Origin of the sequence: Streptomyces sp. NPDC052701 (genome assembly GCF_040678355.1) — a bacterium.
Taxonomy (GTDB): Bacteria; Actinomycetota; Actinomycetes; order Streptomycetales; family Streptomycetaceae; genus Streptomyces.
The window spans coordinates 418939-438669 of record NZ_JBFATO010000001.1; the positions used below are offsets into that span (position 1 = coordinate 418939).

The 19731-nt window shown below is 72.8% G+C and carries 13 protein-coding genes; 7 read left to right on the top strand and 6 right to left on the bottom strand.

Annotated elements, in window-relative coordinates; genetic code table 11:
* Positions 1–96 precede the first annotated feature (96 nt).
* Entirely contained in the window at positions 97–2493 is a 2397-nt protein-coding gene (locus AB0L29_RS01715; protein ID WP_365822202.1) for a SpoIIE family protein phosphatase, read from the top strand.
* 183 nt (positions 2494–2676) lie between these two features.
* On the opposite strand, the gene AB0L29_RS01720 is transcribed toward AB0L29_RS01715, so the two are convergent.
* From AB0L29_RS01720 to AB0L29_RS01735, 4 genes are all read right to left on the bottom strand, one after another.
* On the bottom strand, positions 2677–3459 hold the full coding sequence (locus tag AB0L29_RS01720; RefSeq protein WP_365822204.1) for a methyltransferase domain-containing protein: 783 nt from the start codon (positions 3457–3459) through the stop codon (positions 2677–2679).
* A gap of 495 nt (positions 3460–3954) precedes the next feature.
* Positions 3955–4692, bottom strand: a complete 738-nt coding sequence (locus AB0L29_RS01725; protein ID WP_365822206.1) for a trypsin-like serine protease — start codon at positions 4690–4692, stop codon at positions 3955–3957.
* 798 nt (positions 4693–5490) lie between these two features.
* On the bottom strand, positions 5491–6252 hold the full coding sequence (locus AB0L29_RS01730; protein WP_365822208.1) for a hypothetical protein: 762 nt from the start codon (positions 6250–6252) through the stop codon (positions 5491–5493).
* Between the two features lie 442 nt (positions 6253–6694).
* The gene (locus AB0L29_RS01735) at positions 6695–7711 is read right to left on the bottom strand and encodes a LacI family DNA-binding transcriptional regulator (protein WP_365822210.1); all 1017 of its coding nucleotides are present in this window, start codon (positions 7709–7711) and stop codon (positions 6695–6697) included.
* A 325-nt stretch (positions 7712–8036) separates the two neighbouring features.
* Here AB0L29_RS01735 and AB0L29_RS01740 point away from each other — a divergent pair, with 325 nt between their 5' ends.
* From AB0L29_RS01740 to AB0L29_RS01755, 4 genes are all read left to right on the top strand, one after another.
* Positions 8037–9362 (top strand): ABC transporter substrate-binding protein, encoded by a 1326-nt coding sequence (locus tag AB0L29_RS01740; RefSeq protein WP_365822212.1) that lies wholly within the window; start codon positions 8037–8039, stop codon positions 9360–9362.
* A gap of 93 nt (positions 9363–9455) precedes the next feature.
* Complete coding sequence (locus AB0L29_RS01745) at positions 9456–10445, top strand: sugar ABC transporter permease (RefSeq protein WP_365822214.1); 990 nt, start codon at positions 9456–9458, stop codon at positions 10443–10445.
* A 13-nt stretch (positions 10446–10458) separates the two neighbouring features.
* Positions 10459–11382 carry a carbohydrate ABC transporter permease gene (locus AB0L29_RS01750; protein ID WP_365822216.1) on the top strand — a complete coding sequence of 308 codons (924 nt, stop codon included), beginning with the start codon at positions 10459–10461 and terminating at the stop codon, positions 11380–11382.
* Between the two features lie 51 nt (positions 11383–11433).
* A complete protein-coding gene (locus AB0L29_RS01755; protein WP_365822218.1) occupies positions 11434–12876 on the top strand; it encodes a GH1 family beta-glucosidase in 1443 nt (480 codons plus the stop codon).
* A 118-nt stretch (positions 12877–12994) separates the two neighbouring features.
* Here the strand turns inward: AB0L29_RS01755 and AB0L29_RS01760 are convergent, their stop codons facing one another.
* The gene (locus AB0L29_RS01760) at positions 12995–13984 is read right to left on the bottom strand and encodes a Gfo/Idh/MocA family oxidoreductase (RefSeq protein WP_365822220.1); all 990 of its coding nucleotides are present in this window, start codon (positions 13982–13984) and stop codon (positions 12995–12997) included.
* Positions 13985–14633: 649 nt separating this feature from the next.
* Here AB0L29_RS01760 and AB0L29_RS01765 point away from each other — a divergent pair.
* Both AB0L29_RS01765 and AB0L29_RS01770 read left to right on the top strand, forming a co-directional pair.
* On the top strand, positions 14634–14789 hold the full coding sequence (locus AB0L29_RS01765) for a DUF6131 family protein (RefSeq protein ID WP_365822222.1): 156 nt from the start codon (positions 14634–14636) through the stop codon (positions 14787–14789).
* Between the two features lie 470 nt (positions 14790–15259).
* Positions 15260–17305 (top strand): spermidine synthase, encoded by a 2046-nt coding sequence (locus AB0L29_RS01770; RefSeq protein WP_365822224.1) that lies wholly within the window; start codon positions 15260–15262, stop codon positions 17303–17305.
* Between the two features lie 51 nt (positions 17306–17356).
* On the opposite strand, the gene helR is transcribed toward AB0L29_RS01770, so the two are convergent.
* On the bottom strand, positions 17357–19525 hold the full coding sequence (helR, locus tag AB0L29_RS01775) for an RNA polymerase recycling motor ATPase HelR (protein WP_365822226.1): 2169 nt from the start codon (positions 19523–19525) through the stop codon (positions 17357–17359).
* Positions 19526–19731: the final 206 nt, after the last annotated feature.

Genomic DNA, 19731 nt, shown 5'->3' on the forward strand with positions numbered 1-19731 from the left:
CTCCGGATGCCGGCCGGGACCGCCTCCCGCACAATGGTCGAGGAAGCATGGTGTTCCCGTGGTGGTGAGCGGTGCCCGACAGAACGAGGCAGTCGAGTGACTCCGACGACACACGCCCACGGCATCGACCAGCCGCCGGGGAACGTCGTGGCCGTGCTCGTGCTGGACGGGGACGGTGTCGTCCTGCGCTGCACCGGCGCCGTGCCGGCCCTGACCGGCTGTCCCCCCGCGGAGCTGCACGGGCGGCGCATCACGGAGCTCGCCGCCGAACCGGACGCCTGGACCGGGGCGCTCGGCGCCGCGGCACGGCAGGAGCGCCGGACGCTGCGGACGTCCCTGGTACGCCGGGACGGTGCGACGGTCGAGGTGGACGCCGAGGTGCTGCCCCTGCCCGCCGACGGCCGGACCCGCTTCGCGGTGTGCGTGGCGCCCGCGGGTCCGGCCCGGTCCGCGACGGGGGACGAGTCGCTGGTCCGCGCGCTGTTCAGCCAGGACCACATCGGACTGATCATCCACGGGGCTGATCTGCGCATCACCCGGGCCAACCTCGACCCGCGCCTGTTCGGCCTGCCCCGCGCCCCGCACGCCGAGAACCCGGCCGACCTGCGGCTCACCGACATCCTCGTACCGCAGGACGCCGCCGCGATCGAGGCGCGGCTGCGGCGGGTCCTGGACACCGGCGAGTCGCTGATCGCCTGGGAGCACCCGGCCCGGCCCCTGGTCGCCCCGGCACGGGAACGGGTGCTGTCCCTGTCGGCCTTCCGGTTCCACGACGCCCGCGACCGGGTGGCCGGCGTGGCGGTGATGTTCACCGACATCACCGAGAATCACACGGCCCGCCGGCGGCTCGCCCTGCTCTACGCGGCCGCCACCCGCCTGGGCCGCACGCTGGACGTGACCCGCAACGCCGACGAACTGACCGGCATCCTCGTGCCCGACTTCGCCGACCTCGCCAGCGTGGACCTCTCCGACACGGTCTCTCCGGGGCGTGGGTCCGGCAGGTTCCTGCCCGGCACCCGGCTGCGCCGCATCGCCACCGCGCCGGGGGACGGCGCCTGGCCCGCGGACATCTACCAGCGCGGTGACACCGTCCGCGCCAGGGAAGCGGAGAGCCGGGCCCTCTGCGAGGGGCGGACCGTCCTCGTGCCCGACCTGGCCGCCTGGGCCGGGGAACTGGACATCGACGAGGAGCGGCGCCGGCTGCTGCTGCCCGCGACCGCGACGTCCGCCCTGTTCGTTCCGCTGCACGAGCGGGGCACCGTGCTGGGGGTCCTGGGGCTGTGGCGCACCGGGGACCGGGCGCCCTTCGCCGGAAGCGACGTCCCCCTGATCGAGGAGATCGCCTCACGGGCCGCGCTGAGCCTGGAGAACGCGCGCCGCTACGCCACCGAGCTGCGCACCGTGGAAACCCTGCAGCGCAGTCTCCTTCCCCCCTCCGGGGTGGCACTGAGCGCGGCCGAGTCCTCCGGGATCTACGTGCCCGCCGGCAGCGCGTCGGGGATCGGGGGGTGCTGGTACGACGTCATCGAGCTGTCGGCCACCCGGGTGGCCTTCGTGATCGGTGACGTGGCCGGACACGGGCTGAGCGCGACGGCCACCATGGGCCGGCTGCGTACGGCCGTGCAGACCCTGTCCGATCTCGACCTCCCGCCGGAGGAGCTGCTCACGCACCTGGACGACCTCGTGGTGCGCCTGGGGGCCACCGAGCCGCAGTCCCAGGACGGCGGTGTGCTCGGCTCGACCTGCCTGTACTGCGTGTACGACCCGGTCACCGGCCACTGCGTCATGGCCAGCGCCGGCCACCCGCCGCCCGTCCTGATCACGCCGGACGGGCGGCACACACGCGTGCGCCTCACACCGGGCCCCGCGCTCGGCGCCGGGAACATGCCCTTCGAACCCCTGGAACTGGCGCTCGAACCGGGCAGTGTGCTGGGGCTCTACACGAAGGAGCTGGCACGCGACGGCGCCAGGAGAAGGGTGCTGCACGAGCGCATGGCGGCCGCCGTGGCCTCCGGCAGCCCTCCCGCCGAGATCGGCAGCGCCGCGCTCGAGCAGGCCCTGACCGGCCCCCCGGCCGACGACGTCGCCCTCCTCGTGGCCCGCGTACGCCCCCTGCCCGGGAACACCACCACCGCCTGGCAGTTGAAGGCCGACCCCAGCGTCGTGGGGGAGGCCCGCCGGCTGATCACCACCCAGCTCGCCGACTGGGACCTGGAGGAGTACGCCTTCACGACCGAACTGATCGTCAGCGAGCTGCTCACCAACGCGATCCGGTACGCCAAACCCCCCGTCCGGCTGCGGCTGATCAACGACAAGAACCTGATCTGCGAGGTGTCCGACGCGAGCCAGACCCAGCCGCGGCTGCGCCGCGCCCGGCTGATGGACGAAGGCGGGCGCGGCCTGTTCCTCATCGCCCAGCTCGCGCACCGCTGGGGCAGCCGCTACACGTGTTCCGGCAAGACCATCTGGACCGAGCAGCAGCTGATCTCGTAGCCCGTCGGCGCGGAGGAGCCCCGGCCCGGGCGAGCCCGCGAGCGTCGTGATCGCTCGGACCGTGCGAGAGCCGGCCACGGCTCCGGTGCCCGGGCTGTACCGGCTTCAGGACACGGGCACCCTCCGGCAGGAGGAGGGGACGGGCCGGCCGGGCCGCGGCGTGTCACGGCGCGCCGGCCGTGGTCACGGGCGTGGCCGGTGGATACGCAGCACGTCCTGGGCGTGGCTCATGGTGAAACCGCCGGCGCGGTCGGCGAAGTGGCGGCGGACGTAGTCGGCGACCGCCTCCCGCGACACGGGTTCCCCGCCCGGGCCGGGGGAGGGCACATTCAGGTGGAAGGCGGCGACCGCCACGACTTCGTCGAGGTCGGTGCCGGTGTACCGGGCGGGGACGGACTCCAGGGCCAGGGCGCGGGCCGGGACGTTCCCCGTCGTCGTGAGCTCGTCGGCCAGCTCCCTCAGGTCGAAGCGGTTGCCGGTGAAGTGCCGCACCATCCGCATGCAGGCGTCGTCGGGGTTCTGCAGGACGATCAGGAGGGTGCCGCCCGGTTCGACCCAGTCCAGGACGCGCAGCACCGTCGGGGCCCACTGGGCGCGCGGTACGTAGTACAGGACGTGGGAGAGCAGAGCCAGGTCGGCGCTCACACCCGGCTGCGCCCGCAGTACGGGATCGGCCAGGACGAGGGCGTGGGGGCACGCGCGCTCGAGCACGCGGCGCATGTGCTCGCTGGGCTCGATGCACACCGTGCGTTCGAAGAACCGGCTCAGGTGGCACGCGGTGGTTCCGTCGCCGGCGCCGACGTCGAGCAGGACACGCCGGACCGGCATCCGGCGCACCACGTCGTCGAGGTAGGCGTGGGTCCGGGCCTTCTCGTCGCTGCCGGCCAGGAAACGGGCCAGGGCATCGCCGTACGCCTCGTCCTCGCATCGCAGCCCTCCGGTGGGGACGGTGTCCCGCGGCGTCATCGCAAGCCCCTTTCACCGGCACGGATCCGCGCCGGGTTCCGATGTCCCCCTCCGGTCACGAACAGGTACAAGGTGGCACACCATGCCCGTCGCGCATCGTGGTCGACGCGCCCGGGACCGCGTTCTTCAGCCCGGATCGGTCCCCGGGCGGCGCCGGACCGGAGCCGCTCGTGCGGGTGCCGGCCCCGTGCCGGCCCCGGTGCGGCGCGGCCCGCGCCGTGTCCGTCCGGAGGGACGGGGTGGCGCAGCGTGTGCCGGCGGCGTCGCGCAGGGCGCTGGCCAGGGCTGGAGCGGCGGGGGTGAAAGGGTTCCCGCCCGAGGGCTCGGGGCCGCGTTCGGCAGCCGTGGGCCGAGGGAGGCGGATCCCGGTGCGGGGGACGTCGTGCGGGTGCGGGACGGTCGTGTTCCGGGGGCGGGCCCGGGCCGCTGCGCGGCGCGTGCCCGCCCCCGGACGTCACCCGGGTGCCACCCGCGCACGGCGGTGGCGACGACCGGTCAGACGCCCGCGACGCTCTGGATCCAGGAGCGGTACGCCGTCACGTTCGTGTACGCGGTCGTGGTCTGGCGGTCGCTGGTGGAGGCGACGCCGACCTGCGCGCCGTTGGCCATCATCGGGCCGCCCGAGTCCCCGCCGGCCGTGATGCCGTCGCCCCGGCGGGCGCAGATGGCCGAGCCGTTGTAGGCGTCGCGGCAGCCGCCGGTCACGATGACGTTGGCGACCTTCAGGTAACGGGACTGGCAGTTGGCCTCCGAGCCGCACTGGGACGTCGCTCCCCAGCCGTACACCTGGACGGTCTGGTTCACCGACACCGATCCCGGCTGGCCCAGGCGTGCGTACGTGCCGGCCACGGAGCGGTCGAGCCTGACCAGCGACAGGTCGGAGGACGCGTGGTTGTGGACGCTGACGCCGTTGGCCACCGTGCCGCCGGTGGTCTGGTCGAGGCTGCCGATGCGGAACGACAGCCCGCCGCCGGAGACGCAGTGCTTGGCGGTGAGGATCCAGGTCGGGGCGATGATCGAGGCGCTGCAGGTCTGCCGTCCGTTGGAGAACAGACGGGCCGCCCAGGGGGCGTTGCTCGCGAGGCCTCCGCCGATGATCGGCTGGACCGCGGTGTCGCGTGCGACCGCGGGTGCGCCGGGCGGAGCGGACGCCTGTGCCGCGGCTGCGGGGGCGAGTCCTAACAGGGAGAGGGCCGCGGCCGCGACGGCGGGAGCCCATCTGGTCATTCGCACGTTCGTCTCCATTGTGTGGGGTTGAAGTGTCCTCGGCGAGGACGGCGCCGCACGGGTATGCGGCGGTGCGAGCACGCGCGACCCGGATGAGGGTGGCGCGTACATGTCATTTCGGCTGAGGTGAATGTGGCAGACGGGTCGTCGGCCACGCAAGAGGTTGAAATGAAGAACCTGGCCGGCCGTGCTCGCCCGGAACCCGCTCGCCGGCAAGTCCCCGGGCCGGCCCGCGCGGTCGTGGCCGCCGACCGGTGGGAGGAGTCCGCGAGGGGCGCCCGGACGGCCTGCGCGCGTGAAACCCCGCGAGGATTCCGGCCGGGTTTTCCGCGGAGACTCGGAGCTGTGCGCGTCGACGGTCATGCGGGGGAACCGAAAGCCGACATTTCGCGGTCCGGACCGTGCGGGGCCGTGAACTCGCCTGCCTCATGGGTGGGTGTCGGTGCTCCGGGCCCGACCCGTGCCGGAGCGGCGCGCCGTCGCCGCCGGCTTCGCCCGGTGGGCGACTCCGGCCACGTGCGGGGCACCGAGGACGGACCCGCGCGACGGCGACCCGGGCGAGGGGGTCCCCGGGGAAGCGCTCGCCCCGGGACGAAGTCCGTGCGCACACGGGTGGGGCGGGTGCGCGCCGCCGACCCCGCCACGAGGGCGGACCGGGCACGCCGGCCGCGAACTCCGCCGCACCGCGTCGGAGTCGCTCCACCGGCCGTCGCCCGGACCGGGTCCCCGCCGGACCGGGACCCGTGCCGCTCGCGTCCTCGGAGAACACCGCGGACGCCTACGAGCAGCCGTTCGCCGCGGCCCCTACATCGTCAGCGCCCTTTCCGGTCCCATGACCACGACCGGCCTCTTGTCCGGGTCCAAGGCCCGCAACAACGAACGCATGTGGTCCTTGTGCAGGGAGATGCAGGCGTTGGTCGGCCCGTCGTGGTCCACGTGGACCCACACCCCGCCGCCCTTGTCCTCACCCAGCGGCCGCGTCGTGTCCAGCGGGGTGGTGCCGGGTACGCGGTTGTAGTCGACGGCGACCACGTAGTCGAACGCCCCTTCCAGCGGTTCGCCCAGGTGGCCGGTGCCGGAGACCGAGAACTCCGGGTCGTGGTCGTAGGCCAGCCGGGTTCCCGGGTCGGGCAGGCGGCCCCCGGCGTCACTGAGACCGAAGACACCGATGGGCGTGCGCAGGTCGCCCGCGCGATGGTCGTCGCTCCAGCCGCGCAGGCCGTTGTGGGCGGGCCAGGGGCCGGCGACGACACGCCAGCCGTGGGAAGGGCTGCGCTCGTAGAGCACCGCCACCGCGCGCGCCGTGTCCTCCGCCGTGCCCCTGACCACCAGAGCCTGCCGGGCCGCGGCGGGGACACGTGCCCGCATGACCGGTCCCAGTCCGGGAACGGCACGGACGGACGAGCCCGGGGGAGCGGGGTGCGCGGATCTAGGCGGCGGCGCGGTTCTGCCGGGCGCCGGTGTGCCGTCGGAGGCGGTGCCCTGTGGCTGCTGCCCGCAGCCGGCGCCCAGGACGCCCGCGCACACCACGGCGCCGATGAGGACCAAGGGCCTGTTGATGGTCATGTCCATCTCCGTATCCGTCTCCGATTCCCTGCGCGGACTACTCATTGGTTGACCACTGCGGAATCGTTTCTTCCGTCCCCTCGCACACCTCCCCCGTACGGCGCAGGCGCGGAGGTGTCCCGGAAGGCACGGGACGGACGCGGGAGGCGGTCCCCACCGGCAGGGGCACACCGCCGGTGGAGGTGCTGCTCGCCGGACGGAGCACCGCCGGCGCGCCCCCGCCCGTGGGGGAGGGGCGGAAGAAGCCCGTCCGGCACCGCTTCGGGTTTCCCCGGCGTGGACGGGCTCCGGGTGTCCGCCCGCCGCGGCGATGCCCGGCACCGGTCCGGCCCGGGCGCGTCGCCGGGTGCCGGTCCTCCGGCGCCGCCGCGACCGCCCCCGGACGGCGGCTGATGCCGAAGGACGCGCCGGGCCGGCGGAGTGAAGGACCGTCACCGCGCCCCTACGACGACTCGCGCACCACCAACTCCGTGGGAAGCGTCAACTGCTTCCGGGACGGGGCCGCCCCCGTGATCTCGTCGAGCAGGATCCGGGCCATCGTCCGCCCCAGTTCCTCGACCGGCTGCCGGACCGTGGTCAGCGGCGGGTTGGTGTGGCGGGCGAGGACGGAGTCCTCGAAACCGACGACGGCCACGTCGCCCGGCACCTGCCGCCCCTGGCGGCGCAGTTCGGTCAGGGCACTGACGGCCATGAGGTCGGACGCGGCGAAGACGGCATCCAGGTCCGGCGCACGTTCAAGAAGCGAACGCATCGCCCGGCGCCCGCCCTCCTCCGTGAAGTCCCCGCCCTCGACCAGGGATTCGTCCGCCGGCACCCCGGCCTCGCGGTGGGCGGCGCGCCAGCCGTCGAGCCGGCTGCGGCCGACGTCCATGTCGAGCGCCCCGGTGATGGTGGCGATCCGGCTCCGGCCCCTCTCCAGCAGGTGCCGGACGGCCGCGGCGGCGCCCCCCGCGTTGTCGGAGTCGACGTAGCTCAGCCGCTCCCGCTCGTCGCGGCGGCCCGCCAGCACCGTGGGCAGCCCCATCTCCTCCAGCATGCCCGGCAGCCGGTCGTGGGCGTGGACCGAGACCAGCAGCACACCGTCGACCCGGCGGGTCGCCACCGACGCGGTCAACTGGTCCCGCTCGAACCGGTCCCGGACGAGCATCAGCTGCAGCTGGGTCCGGGTCTCGGCGAGCGCGCCGCTCACGCCGCGGATCAGGGCGGCGAAGAAGGGCTCCGAACCGAGCCGGCTCTCCGACTCGGGGATCACCAGGGCCACCGCGTTGGTGCGGTTGGTCACCAGGCCGCGGGCGACCGAGTTGGGGACGTAGTTCAGCTCCTTGATCGCCGCGAGGACCCTGGCCCGCGCGTCGGCGCTGACGAGTTCCGAGCCGTTGATGACGCGGGACACCGTCGTCCGCCCCACCCCGGCACGGGCGGCGACTGTCTTGATCGTGGGACGGCGGTCCCCTGTCATGTGCTCCTCCCGGCGGCAACCGCGACGGCACCGGCCGCGGACTCGACCAGCGGCAATTGTGGCAGACGCCACGGTGGGGACAGCACCCTCCCCGGGCCCGCGAAGCGGGCGCAGGGCCCCTGGAACGGCAACGAATTGTTTTCAAGTTATTGACATACGTGTTCGCGGCCATGAGTCTTCCTGTGACCGGTGGGCACGTTCCCACCTCTTCATTGGGCACGTTCCCACCCTGAGGTGGGTACGTGCCCATCAAGATCATCAACGTCTTACCCGTCGCGGAACTCACCGCTCCGGTGCGCCGGCGCCGTCGCTTGGAGGAAGAACCATGGGCACTGTTCACAGGCCATCGCGTACACGGGCGCGCACGAGAGCGGCCGCGGTCCTCGCGGCCGCCGGTGCGCTCTGCCTCGTCGTCGGCTGCGCAGGCGGCGACGACTCGGTGACGGGCGGCGGCAAGAAGGACGGCAAGACCGTCATCACCATGGGCATGTACGGGGTGATGGGCTTCAAGGAGACGGGCCTGCTGGAGCAGTACGAGAAGGAGAACCCGGACGTCGACATCCAGGCCGAGGTGGCCGGTGACGAGCAGACGTACTACACCGCCCTGCAGACCAGGCTCGCCGCCGGCAAGGGCCTGAAGGACATCCAGGGCATCGAGATCGGCCGGGCCAAGGAGATCGTCGACACCCAGGCCGGCAAGTTCGCGGACTTCTCCGACGTGCCGGGCACCGACCACTTCCTGCCCTGGAAGCAGTCCCAGATCACCACCGAGGACGGCAAGGTGCTGGGCCTGGGCACCGACATCGGCCCGATGGCCGTCTGCTACCGCAAGGACTACTTCGAGAAGGCCGGCCTGCCCACCGACCGCGACGAGGTGGCCGAGCTGTGGGAGGGCGACTGGAAGAAGTACGTCGAGGTCGGCCGCACGTTCAAGGAGAACTTCAAGGGCGGTGACGTGGCGTACATGGACGCGGCCAGCGGCCTGTTCAACGCCATGGTCTACGGCTACCCGGAGCAGTACTACAACGCCGACGGCGACCTGATCTACGATAGGAACCCGGCCGTCAAGGAGGCCTGGAGCCTGGCCGCCGACGCCGCCGAGGACGGGCTGACCGCCAAGCTGCGCCAGTTCCAGCCCGGTTGGGACCCCGGTCTCGCCAACGGCACGTTCGCCACGGCCGTCTGCCCGGCCTGGATGCTCGGCCACATCGGTGAGAAGGCCGGCGCCGCCAACAAGGGCAAGTGGGACGTCGCCAAGGCCCCCAAGGGCGCCAACTGGGGCGGCTCCTTCCTCGGCGTCGTGGAGAAGAGCCCGGTGAAGGAGGAGGCCAAGAAGCTGGTCGCCTGGCTGACCGCGCCCGAGCAGCAGGCCCACATCTTCGAGAAGCAGGGCAGCGTCCCGTCCTCGCGGGAGGCGCTGGAGAGCGCCGAGGTCAAGAAGGTCACCTCCGAGTACTTCGGCAACGCCCCGATCGGCGAGATCTTCGGCGCGGCCGCCCGGGAGATCCCGGACAAGCAGGTCCTGGGCCGCAAGGACGGCACGATCAAGGACACCTTCTCCCAGGGCCTGACCCTGATCGAGCAGCAGGGCGCCTCCCGCGACGAGGCGTGGAAGACCACCGCGGAGCGCATCGAGAAGGCGGTCGGCTGACCCCGCGGCTCCTCCGGCCGCCCGGGCCGCCGGCACACGCACCGGCGGCCCGGGCGGCCCGGCTCAACCGTCTGCTCTCAGGAAGGAAGTCCGGTGGCCACCTCCACCACCAAGGCCCAGACCCACGGGGGGCGCCGGGGGCCCTCCCCGGAGCCGGGCGGCGCCGGCCGGCGGCGCGGCGCGCTGCTGCACCGGCTCGACGTCAAGGGCGCGCCGTACGCGTTCGTCGCCCCGTTCTTCGTCGTGTTCGCCGCCTTCAGCTTCTACCCCCTCGTCTACACCTCCTGGATCTCCCTGCACCGGGTGGAACTGGCCACCCTCGACGTCATGGAGTGGGTGGCGTTCGACAACTACGTCGAGCTGTGGAACGACGACCGCTTCTGGAACGCGCTGCTCAACACCATCACCATCGGCGTCATCTCCACGGTGCCGCAGCTGATGATGGCGCTCGGCCTGGCCCACCTGCTCAACTACCGGGCGCGCGGTTCGCTGTTCTTCCGCGTCGCCTCGCTCGTGCCCTACGCCACCTCCGTCGGCGCCGCCGCCCTCGTCTTCACCATGCTCTTCGAACGCGACTTCGGAATGATCAACTGGGCGCTCGGCGCGGTCGGCCTGGACCCGGTGAACTGGGAGGCCGACAAGTGGCCCGCCCAGCTCGCCATCTCCACCATCGTCATCTGGCGCTGGACCGGCTACAACGCGCTGCTCTACCTGGCCGCGATGCAGGCCATCCCCGCCGACCGGTACGAGGCCGCCGCCATCGACGGCGCCTCCCGCTGGAAGCAGTTCACCCACGTCACCATCCCGGGGATCCGCTCCACCATCGTCTTCACCATCGTGCTCTCCACCATCGGCGCCACCCAGCTCTTCGGCGAGCCGCTGATCTTCGGCCAGGGCCCCAACGGCGTGACCGGCGGCGCGGACAACCAGTACCAGACGCTGGGCCTGCTGCTGTACGAGGAGGGCTGGAAGAACTACCAGATGGGCCGCTCGGCGACCGTCGCCTGGGCGATGTTCCTGCTGCTCGTCCTCGTCTTCGTCGCGCAGCGCCTGATCAAGCGCCTGCGTTCCCGTACGTCCTGACCAGGAGTCCGCAATGACCACCGAAAGCCTCCCGGTCCGGACGGACGCCCCGGCCCGGACCCGCCCGAGGAAGACCGCCGCCCGCGGTGGCCGCCGGCTGCTGGGCCGGCGCGCGGGCCGCCAGCACCACGCGGGCCCGCTCGCCTACGTCCTGCTCACGCTCACGGCGATCCTGTCGATCTTCCCGCTGTACTGGACGATGGTGGCGGCCTCGACCGACAACACCCGCGTCAGCCAGACACCGCCGCCGTTCCTGCCCGGCCCGAACCTGTTCGACAACCTCGCCCGCGCCTGGGACGAGGCGGCGATGGGCAAGGCCATGATCAACAGCACGATCGTGGCCGGCGTCATCGCCCTGTCCACGGTGTTCTTCGCGACGCTGGCCGGGTTCGCCTTCGCCAAGCTGCGGTTCAAGGGCCGCAACATCCTGCTCATGCTGGTGATCGGCACCATGATGGTGCCGCCGCAGCTCGGCGTCGTGCCGCTGTTCATGATGATGTCCGAGCTGGGCTGGTCGCAGCAGCTGCCCGCCGTCATCTTCCCCACCCTGGTGAGCGCGGTCGGCGTCTTCTTCATGCGCCAGTACCTGGGGGAGGCGCTGCCGGACGAGCTGGTCGAGGCCGGCCGGGTGGACGGCGCGCACTCGCTGCGGATCTTCTGGAGCATCGTGCTGCCCGTCGCCCGCCCCGCGATGGCGGTCCTGTTCATGATCACGTTCGTGCACGCCTGGAACGACTTCTTCTGGCCGTTCGTGGTGCTCGACATGACCAACCCGACGGTCCCCGTCGCCCTCACCCAGCTCAGCGCCGGCTACATCCGCGACCAGTCCCTGATCATGGCGGGCGCGCTCCTCGGCACCCTGCCGCTGCTGGCGATGTTCGTCGTCTTCGGCCGGCAGATCGTCAGCGGCATCATGGCCGGCGCCGTGAAGGGCTGACCCGCCCGGTTCCCCACCTCCACCGACCCACCCCACCCCGAAAGGACCCCCGTGGTCACCGCAGCACAGCAGCAGACCGCGCCCGCCCCCGACGCCCCCCGCACCTTCCCGGAGGGCTTCCTGTGGGGCACCGCGACCGCCTCGTACCAGATCGAGGGGGCCGCCGCCGAGGACGGCCGCACACCGTCCATCTGGGACACCTACGCCCGCACCCCGGGCCGGGTCCGCAACGGCGACACCGGCGACATCGCCACCGACCACTACCACCGCTGGCGCGAGGACGTCGCCCTCATGGCCGAACTCGGCGTCGGCGCCTACCGCTTCTCCCTGGCCTGGCCGCGCATCCAGCCCACCGGCCGCGGGCCCGCCGTACAGAAGGGACTGGACTTCTACCGGCGTCTCGTCGACGAACTGCTGGACAAGGGCATCCAGCCCGTCGCCACCCTCTACCACTGGGACCTGCCGCAGGAACTGGAGGACGCGGGCGGCTGGCCGGAGCGCGCCACCGCCGAGCGGTTCGCCGAGTACGCCGCCCTGGCCGCCGACGCCCTGGGCGACCGGGTGAAGACCTGGACCACCCTCAACGAGCCCTGGTGCAGCGCCTTCCTCGGCTACGGCTCCGGCGTGCACGCCCCCGGCCGCACCGACCCGGTCGCCGCGCTGCGCGCCGCCCACCACCTCAACCTGGCCCACGGCCTGGCCGTCCAGGCGCTGCGCGACCGCGTCCCCGCCGACGCCCGGTGCTCGGTCACCCTCAACATCCACCACGTGCGCCCGCTCACGGCGACCGAGGCGGACACCGACGCGGCCCGCCGCATCGACGCCCTGGCCAACCGGGTCTTCACCGGCCCGATGCTGCGCGGCGCCTACCCGGAGGACCTCCTCAAGGACACCGCCACCCTGACCGACTGGTCCTTCGTGCGCGACGGCGACCTGGCCACGGCCCACCGGCCGCTGGACTTCCTGGGCGTCAACTACTACTCGCCCACCCTCGTCTCCCTGGCCGGCGGCAGCGGCACCCACACCTCCGACGGGCACGGCCAGAGCACGCACAGCCCGTGGCCGGGCGCCGACGAGGTCGCCTTCCACCAGCCCCCGGGCGACACCACCGCGATGGGCTGGGCCATCGACCCGAGCGGCCTGTACGAGCTGCTGATGCGACTGGCCTCCGACTTCCCCCGGCTGCCGCTGGTCATCACCGAGAACGGCGCCGCGTTCCACGACTACGCCGACCCCGAGGGCAACGTCAACGACCCGGAGCGGATCGCCTACGTGCGCGGCCACCTGGCCGCCGTGCACCGGGCCATCGAGGACGGCGCGGACGTACGGGGCTACTTCCTGTGGTCCCTGCTGGACAACTTCGAGTGGGCGCACGGCTACAGCAAGCGCTTCGGCGCCGTCTACGTGGACTACCCGACCGGCACCCGCATCCCCAAGGCCAGCGCCCGCTGGTACTCCCGGGTGGCCCGCACCGGAGTCCTGCCCGGCGCCTGACCCCGGCCCGGTGCGGCACCACACCGCCCGCCCCGCGCGGTGCCGCACCGCAAGTCCGCCCTCCGGCGCCCGGACCACCGGGCGCCGGAGGGCGGGCCCGTCCCCGTCGGCCGGGCCCTCACTCTCCCGGGTAGCGCACTCCGATCCGCTCCCGCACCGCGTCCAGGGTGTCCATCACCGCGAGGGTGCGCTCCGGCGGCATCAGCGGTGACGCCGTCAGGCCGGCCCGCAGGCAGCGCATCACCTCCCGCGCCTGGTGTCCGTACCCGTTGCCCTCCTGCGGCGGGGCGGTGAAGGTCTGCGGTTCGCGGCCGTCGCGGTGCAGGACGAAGGAACGGGGGTTGAAGAAGTCCGCCGGCACCTCGATGCGGCCGGCGGTGCCGTACACCGCCGCCCGGTGCTCGTCACGGGCGAGCAGCGAGCACGACAGGACGGCCATGGCCCCGTCGGCGTAACCGAGCAGGACGCCCGTCTGCTCGTCGACGCCCTGCGGCGACAGGCGCGCGTGGGCGGTGACGGTGTCGGGAGCGCCGAGGATCAGGTGGGCGAAGGAGACCGGGTAGGTGCCCAGGTCCAGCAGGGCGCCGCCGCCGGCCGCCGGGTCCCACAGCCGGTGCTCCGGGGGCGCCGTCACCCGTTCCCCGAAGGAGGCGTGGACGGCGCGGACCCGGCCGACGGCACCGTCGGCCACGAGTTCCGCGATGCGGAGCACGGTGGGGTTGACGCAGGTCCACATCGCTTCCATGACGAACAGGCCGCGTTCGCCGGCGAGTTCGGTCAGGGCACGGGCCTGGCGCCCGCTGAGCGCGAACGGCTTCTCGCACAGCACCGGCTTGCCGGCCTCCAGGCAGGCCCTCGCGGCGGCCACGTGGTGGGCGTGCGGGGTGGCCACGTACACGACGTCGACCTCGGGGTCGGCGGCCAGTTCCGGCCAGCTGCCGTGGGCGCGGGGGATGCCGAACCGCGTCGCGAACCGCTGCGCGGCGTCCGCCGACCGGGACCCGACCGCGGTGACCCGCGCGTCCGGTATCCGCAGCAGATCCTCGGTGAAGGCGGCGGCCATCCCTCCGGTCGCCAGGACACCCCAGCGGACGGGCTGTTCACTCACGTGCTTCTCCTGCTCGGCGGTGCTCACGGGACTCCCCGCACTCTATGGGTACGTTCCCATCGGGTGGGCGGGGGGTCCAGGATCCGGTCCGGAGCCCGGTCCGGGCAGGCCTGCCGCGCCCTGCCGTGACCCGGGCGGCGCGGTCCGCGCGGCCACCGCCCGGGCGGACGCCGCGCGGACCACGGGAAGCCGGAGACGATGCGGCGCGCACCGGAGGACGTGCCGCTCACGGCCTCCGGCGGCCTTAGCCCCTGCGCCTGCGCCGACGCGGTGAGGGCTCGTCCACCGGCCGCCGCCTCCACGGCGACCCCGCCCGTCCGGCGTCCGTCCCGGCACCGCGATGCCGTGCCCCCCGCCCATGGAGACGGCTGGTCAGTGCTGCGGAGGCCGGCCGGGCGCCGTTCGGCTTCTGGCCGGCCGCCGCACGGGAACCGGCCGCCCCGTCCGCCGAGCGGTGCGGCCGACGACGCGTCTACGGCGTGAAGCAGTGCCACGACGCGGGGCGGGAGCCGCGGCCGCCCGGGGACGGGCGGGGACGGCGTCCGCGGTCCGGCACGGTCGTTCCGGAGCCGATGAGCGACACCGACACTTCCCGGCGCGATTACGGGGTACACGGTAAGAGCAGCACTACTCCGCATCGGAGGCGGACATGCTCCTTCTCGGCATCATCCTGCTTGTCGTCGGATTCGTCACCGGCATATCGATCCTGTGGACGATCGGACTCATCCTGGCCGTCATCGGCGCGATCCTGTGGATCATGGGCTCCATGGGGCACGCGGTCGCCGGCCGCCGACACTATTGGTGACCTGCCTCCACAGGCAGGACCGCACCGTCATCCGCACACGGCGACGCACGAACCCGTGTCCAGCCGTGTGCGGAACGGGCACCTTCCCGCATCCATCGCGCAGAGGCCGGCGTAAGCCGGTCTCTGCGCGGCACTCCCGCCATCCCGCGTCTTCGCGCGGGATGGCCCCATATACGGCCATGAGGCCGAGCGACGCGGGACGCGGCGGACGAGCCGGGCGCCGCCCAGGCCGGCGCCGGAGCCGGTGGTGGCCTCGCCGGGGCTGGAACCTCGCTTCGCGCACGTTCGGGGGCCACCGTGACGACCGGCGTGACGCGCGTGCACGCGGGTCCATGAGCCGCGACTCGCCCGTGTCGCTTCCTCCGCGGCACGCCCACGGACGTGGCCCCCGTTCCGCCGCACAGGCGAACGGGTCGCCGACCGGCAAGCCATCTCGACTCACAGCATGGAAGATGGCACCGTGAGTGCGAATGAAACGGGCTGAAACCGGACAAGCCGAAAGATCGGTGCGCTGGAAGCTCATGCTGGCCAGCACCACCATGCTCTTCGTCGAGCTGGCCCTGATCAGATGGGCGGGCGCCAACGTCGTCCACCTCAGTTACTTCTCGAACTTCATCCTGCTGGGATCGTTCCTCGGCATCGGCATCGGGTTCCTGATCCCCGCCGCGCGCGGACAGTGGCTCAAGCGCTGGACACCGGTCCCGCTCGCGCTGCTCGTCGTCCTGGTGCGCGAGTATCCGGTGCAGGTGCGCCAGAGCAGCGGCCAGGTCATCTACTTCACCGCCGTGAAGACCACCGGCCTGCCCGAATGGGTGACGCTGCCGGCCATCTTCCTGCTGACCGCGGTGATCATGGCCGGCATCGGCAAGATCACCGCCGACCTCTTCCGCCGGCTGCCCTCGCTCGACGCCTACCGCTACGACCTGCTCGGCAGCCTCACCGGTTCGGCGTCCTTCGCCGTGCTCTCCTGGCTGCGCGCCCCGTCCGTGGTGTGGGGAGCGTTCGCCGCCGTGGCCCTGCTGGTCCTCGGCGGACGGCGCCACACCCTGCTGTACGGCATTCCCCTCACGGTGATGGTCGCCGCGCTGTTCGTGGAGACGACGACGGCCGGCATCTCCTGGTCGCCCTACTACAAGATCCAGCTCAGAGCCTCGTCGTCCACGACCCGGACGTACCACATCTCCGCCAACGGCGTCCCGCACCAGAGCACCGCACCGCTCCCGGTGCTGATGCGGGAGGGCTCGCCCTACCGGCAGGCGTACGACCGAACGCCCCGCAACCCGCACAAGCGCGTGCTGGTCATCGGAGCCGGCAACGGCAACGACGTCGCCGTCGCACTGGCGCACGGAGCGGAACGCGTGGACGCGGTCGAGATCGACCCCCGGCTGCAGCAGATCGGCGCGCAACTGCACCCCGCGAAGCCGTACGACGACCCCCGGGTGCACGTCCACATCGACGACGGACGGGCCTTCCTGGAGCGGACGGACACCAGGTACGACCTCATCGTCCTGGCGCTGCCGGACTCGCTCACGCTGGTGGCCGGCGCGAGCAACCTGCGTCTGGAGAGCTATCTGTTCACCCGGCAGGCGTTCGAGGCCGCGCGCGATCACCTGGCGCCGGACGGCGCGTTCGCCATGTACAACTACTACCGGAAGGACTGGCTGGTCGACCGCTTCGCGGGCACCCTCGACGACCTCTACGGCCACGCCCCCTGCATGACGACGTTCAACAGGAGCGCGGCCGTGCTGGTGGCCGGGATGACACCCGCCGACCAGTCCTGCGAGCAGACCTGGCGGCCCAGCGGCGCGGTCCCGGCGGCCGCCAGCGACGACCACCCCTTCCCCTACCTGCTGCACCGGAGCATCCCCACGCTGTACCTGGGAGCGCTGGGCGCGATCCTGCTGGTGACGCTGCTGTCGGTGCGCCTGGCCGGGGTGCGTGTCCGGAGCACGTTCCGCTACACCGACATGTTCCTGCTGGGCGCGGCCTTCATGCTGCTGGAAACGAAGAACGTGATCGGCTTCGCGCTGTACTTCGGCACGACCTGGCTGGTCAACGCCCTGGTCTTCATCGGCGTCCTGCTCGCCGTCTTCGCGGCGGTCGAAGTCCGGCGCAGACTGCGGCGGGTCAACCAGCCGCTGCTGCAGCTCCTGCTCTTCGCCTCCCTCGCCGTGGCCTGGCTCGTCCCGGCGGAGGCCGTGCTCTCGCTGCCGTTCGCCGGACGGCTCGCCGCCGCGATCGCCCTGGCCTTCGCCCCCATCTTCTGCGCCAACCTCATCTTCTCGGACCGCCTCGCGCTCGCCCCGGACCCGACATCCGCGTTCGGCGCGAATCTGCTGGGCGCGCTGACCGGGGGCGCACTCGAGTACCTGGCCCTGGTGACGGGCTATCAGACACTGCTGCTGGTCGTCGCCGCGCTGTACCTGGGCGCCTGCGTCGCCATGCGCGTCACCGGGCGCGGGCCGGGGGCGGGGGTGACGCGGGCGCCGGACGAGAAGATGGGGCTCAGCACTTAGGCTCCGTTCGTCGGACTCCCGCCGTCCGCCCGGAGGGCGGGCCCCGCGGCGTCAGGAGCTCGTGAGGACGACGAGTCGCCGGGTCGCCCGGGTCATCGCGACATAGCGGTCGACCCCTCCTTCGACGCCCGTGCCGAACTCCTCCGGGTCGACGAGGACGACCAGGTCGAACTCGAGCCCCTTCGCCAGCTCCGGGGTCAGCGACCGGACGCGGGACGTCGCCGGGAACGCGGGATCGCCGATGACGCAGGCGATCCCGTCGGCATGCGCGGCCAGCCAGGTGTCGAGGACCGAGCTCAGGTCCGCGACGGATCCGTACGTGACGGGCACGCCGCTGCTGCGGATGGAGGTGGGCACGTTGGCGTCCGGGAGCACGGCCCGGATGACCGGCTCGGCCTCCGCCATGATCTCCCGCGGCGTCCGGTAGTTGACGCTCAGGGAGGCCAGGGTGATCCGGTCGAACCCGACCCGCTCCAGCCGTTCCTGCCACGACTCGGTGAACCCGTGCCTGGCCTGGGCGCGATCCCCGACGACGGTGAAGCTGCGGGAGGGGCACCGCAGCAGCAGCATCTGCCACTCCGCGTCGGTCAGCTCCTGAGCCTCGTCCACGACGACGTGCGCGAACGGGCCGGCGAGCAGGTCCGGGTCGGCGGTGGGCAGTTCTGACTCGTCGACGAGGCTGACCTGGGCGTCCTCGCCGCGCAACATCCTCACCAGGCCTTCGCCGTCGTCACCGTCGGCGCCGGAGTCGGCCACGGCCGCGATCAGGTTGTCGACGACCTGTGCCATGCGTTCGCGCTGGGCGGCGATGACGGCCTCGTGCCGGCGCCTGCGCCGGGCCGCCTCCGGGTCGCCGAGCCGCTGCCGTGCCGCGTCCAGGAGCGGCAGGTCGGACACCGTCCAGGCATGGGCGTTCGCGCGCTGGAGCTTTCGGACGTCGTCGCGGCCGAGCCAGGGAGCGCACATCCGCAGGTAGGCGGGTACCGACCACAGGTCTCCCACGAGGTCGGCCGCTTCGAGCAGCGGCCACGCGCGGTTGAAGGCCGTGAGCAGCTCCCTGTTCCGCCGCAGGGACCTGCGGAGCAGGCCGGCCGGGACGTCGCCCTCGTGCTTGTCCACCAGGATCGTGAGCAGTTCCTCCCAGACCTGGTCGCGCGCCTCGTTGTGCGGGGTGCCGGGCTCCGCCGCCTCGAACGCCGCGGCCCAGTCGTCGGCGCTCAGCCGGATGTCGGACCAGTGGGTCGTGACCGTCATCCCCTCGGTGGGCGGCTCCTCGTAGAACCTGACGGCCGTCTCGATCGCCCTCACCAGGTCCGCGGACGACTTCAGGCGGGCCACCTCCGGATCGGTCTCGGCGGTTGCCGCGGCTCCCTCGGCGACGAGGTCCCGCAGGGTGCAGGTCTGCACGCCCTCCTCCCCGAGGCTGGGGAGGACGTCGGCGACGTAGGCCAGGTAGGGCCGGTGCGGACCGACGAACAGCACGCCGCCCCGGCGGTGACCGAGACGGGGGTCGGAGTGGAGGAGGTAGGCGGAGCGGTGCAGGGCGACGACGGTCTTGCCCGTGCCCGGACCGCCGTCGACGACGAGGGCGCCGCGGGACCCCGCGCGGATGATGGCGTCCTGGTCGGCCTGGATGGTGCCGAGTACGTCGCGCATCCGTGGCGACCGGTTGCCGCCCAGGCTGGCGATGAAGGCGGACTGGTCGTCGAGCGCGGCGTGCCCGGCGAACCCGTCCGGGGTGAACACCTCGTCCCAGTAGTCGCTGATCCGGCCGCGGGTCCAGCGGTACCTGCGGCGGCTCGCCAGCCCCATCGGGTGGGCGTGGGTGGCCCCGAAGAACGGCTCGGCCGCGGGGGAGCGCCAGTCGACCAGCAGCCGGCGCCCCGTGCTGTCGGTGAGGCCGAGCCGCCCGACGTACACGGGCTCGGGGTCGTCCGCGCCGACCATGCGTCCCAGGCACAGGTCCAGGCCGAAACGGCGCAGGGCGCGCAGGCGAGCGGTCAGCCGGTGGATCTCCGTGTCCCGGTCCATCGCCTGCCGGCCGATGCCGCCGGGCGTCCTGCGCAGCGCGTCGAGACGGTCGGACACCTCGGCGATCGACTGCTCGAGGCACTCCGCGAGGGCCGCGAAGTGCTGCTCGTCACCGGCGATCAGCGCCGGGTCGGCCTTGGAGGAGAGGCGGTCGGGAAGGTCGAAAACACTGGTCGTCGAGGGGTTCACGTCATCAGCTCCGATCTGGGGCCGCTTGCGGCCGTTGCGCGCGGCGAGGCGTCCGGACCGGCGCGACGGACCCGGGGCCACGGCGGGCGACGCTCCGCCGCCGTGGGCCCCTTGGCCGTGGTCGGTCCGGACCGCCGGGGTGTGCAGGTTTTCGTGTTCCGGGACCTGGCCCGCCGATCCCGCGCGGTTCACGCGGACACGCGCGG

Coding starts and splice junctions, on each gene's coding strand:
- AB0L29_RS01720 (WP_365822204.1), bottom strand. CDS start 3,459: ATGACGCCGCGGGACACCGTCCCCACCGGAGGGCTGCGATGCGAGGAC.
- AB0L29_RS01730 (WP_365822208.1), bottom strand. CDS start 6,252: ATGACCATCAACAGGCCCTTGGTCCTCATCGGCGCCGTGGTGTGCGCG.
- AB0L29_RS01735 (WP_365822210.1), bottom strand. CDS start 7,711: ATGACAGGGGACCGCCGTCCCACGATCAAGACAGTCGCCGCCCGTGCC.
- AB0L29_RS01740 (WP_365822212.1), top strand. CDS start 8,037: ATGGGCACTGTTCACAGGCCATCGCGTACACGGGCGCGCACGAGAGCG.
- AB0L29_RS01750 (WP_365822216.1), top strand. CDS start 10,459: ATGACCACCGAAAGCCTCCCGGTCCGGACGGACGCCCCGGCCCGGACC.
- AB0L29_RS01765 (WP_365822222.1), top strand. CDS start 14,634: ATGCTCCTTCTCGGCATCATCCTGCTTGTCGTCGGATTCGTCACCGGC.
- AB0L29_RS01770 (WP_365822224.1), top strand. CDS start 15,260: ATGAAACGGGCTGAAACCGGACAAGCCGAAAGATCGGTGCGCTGGAAG.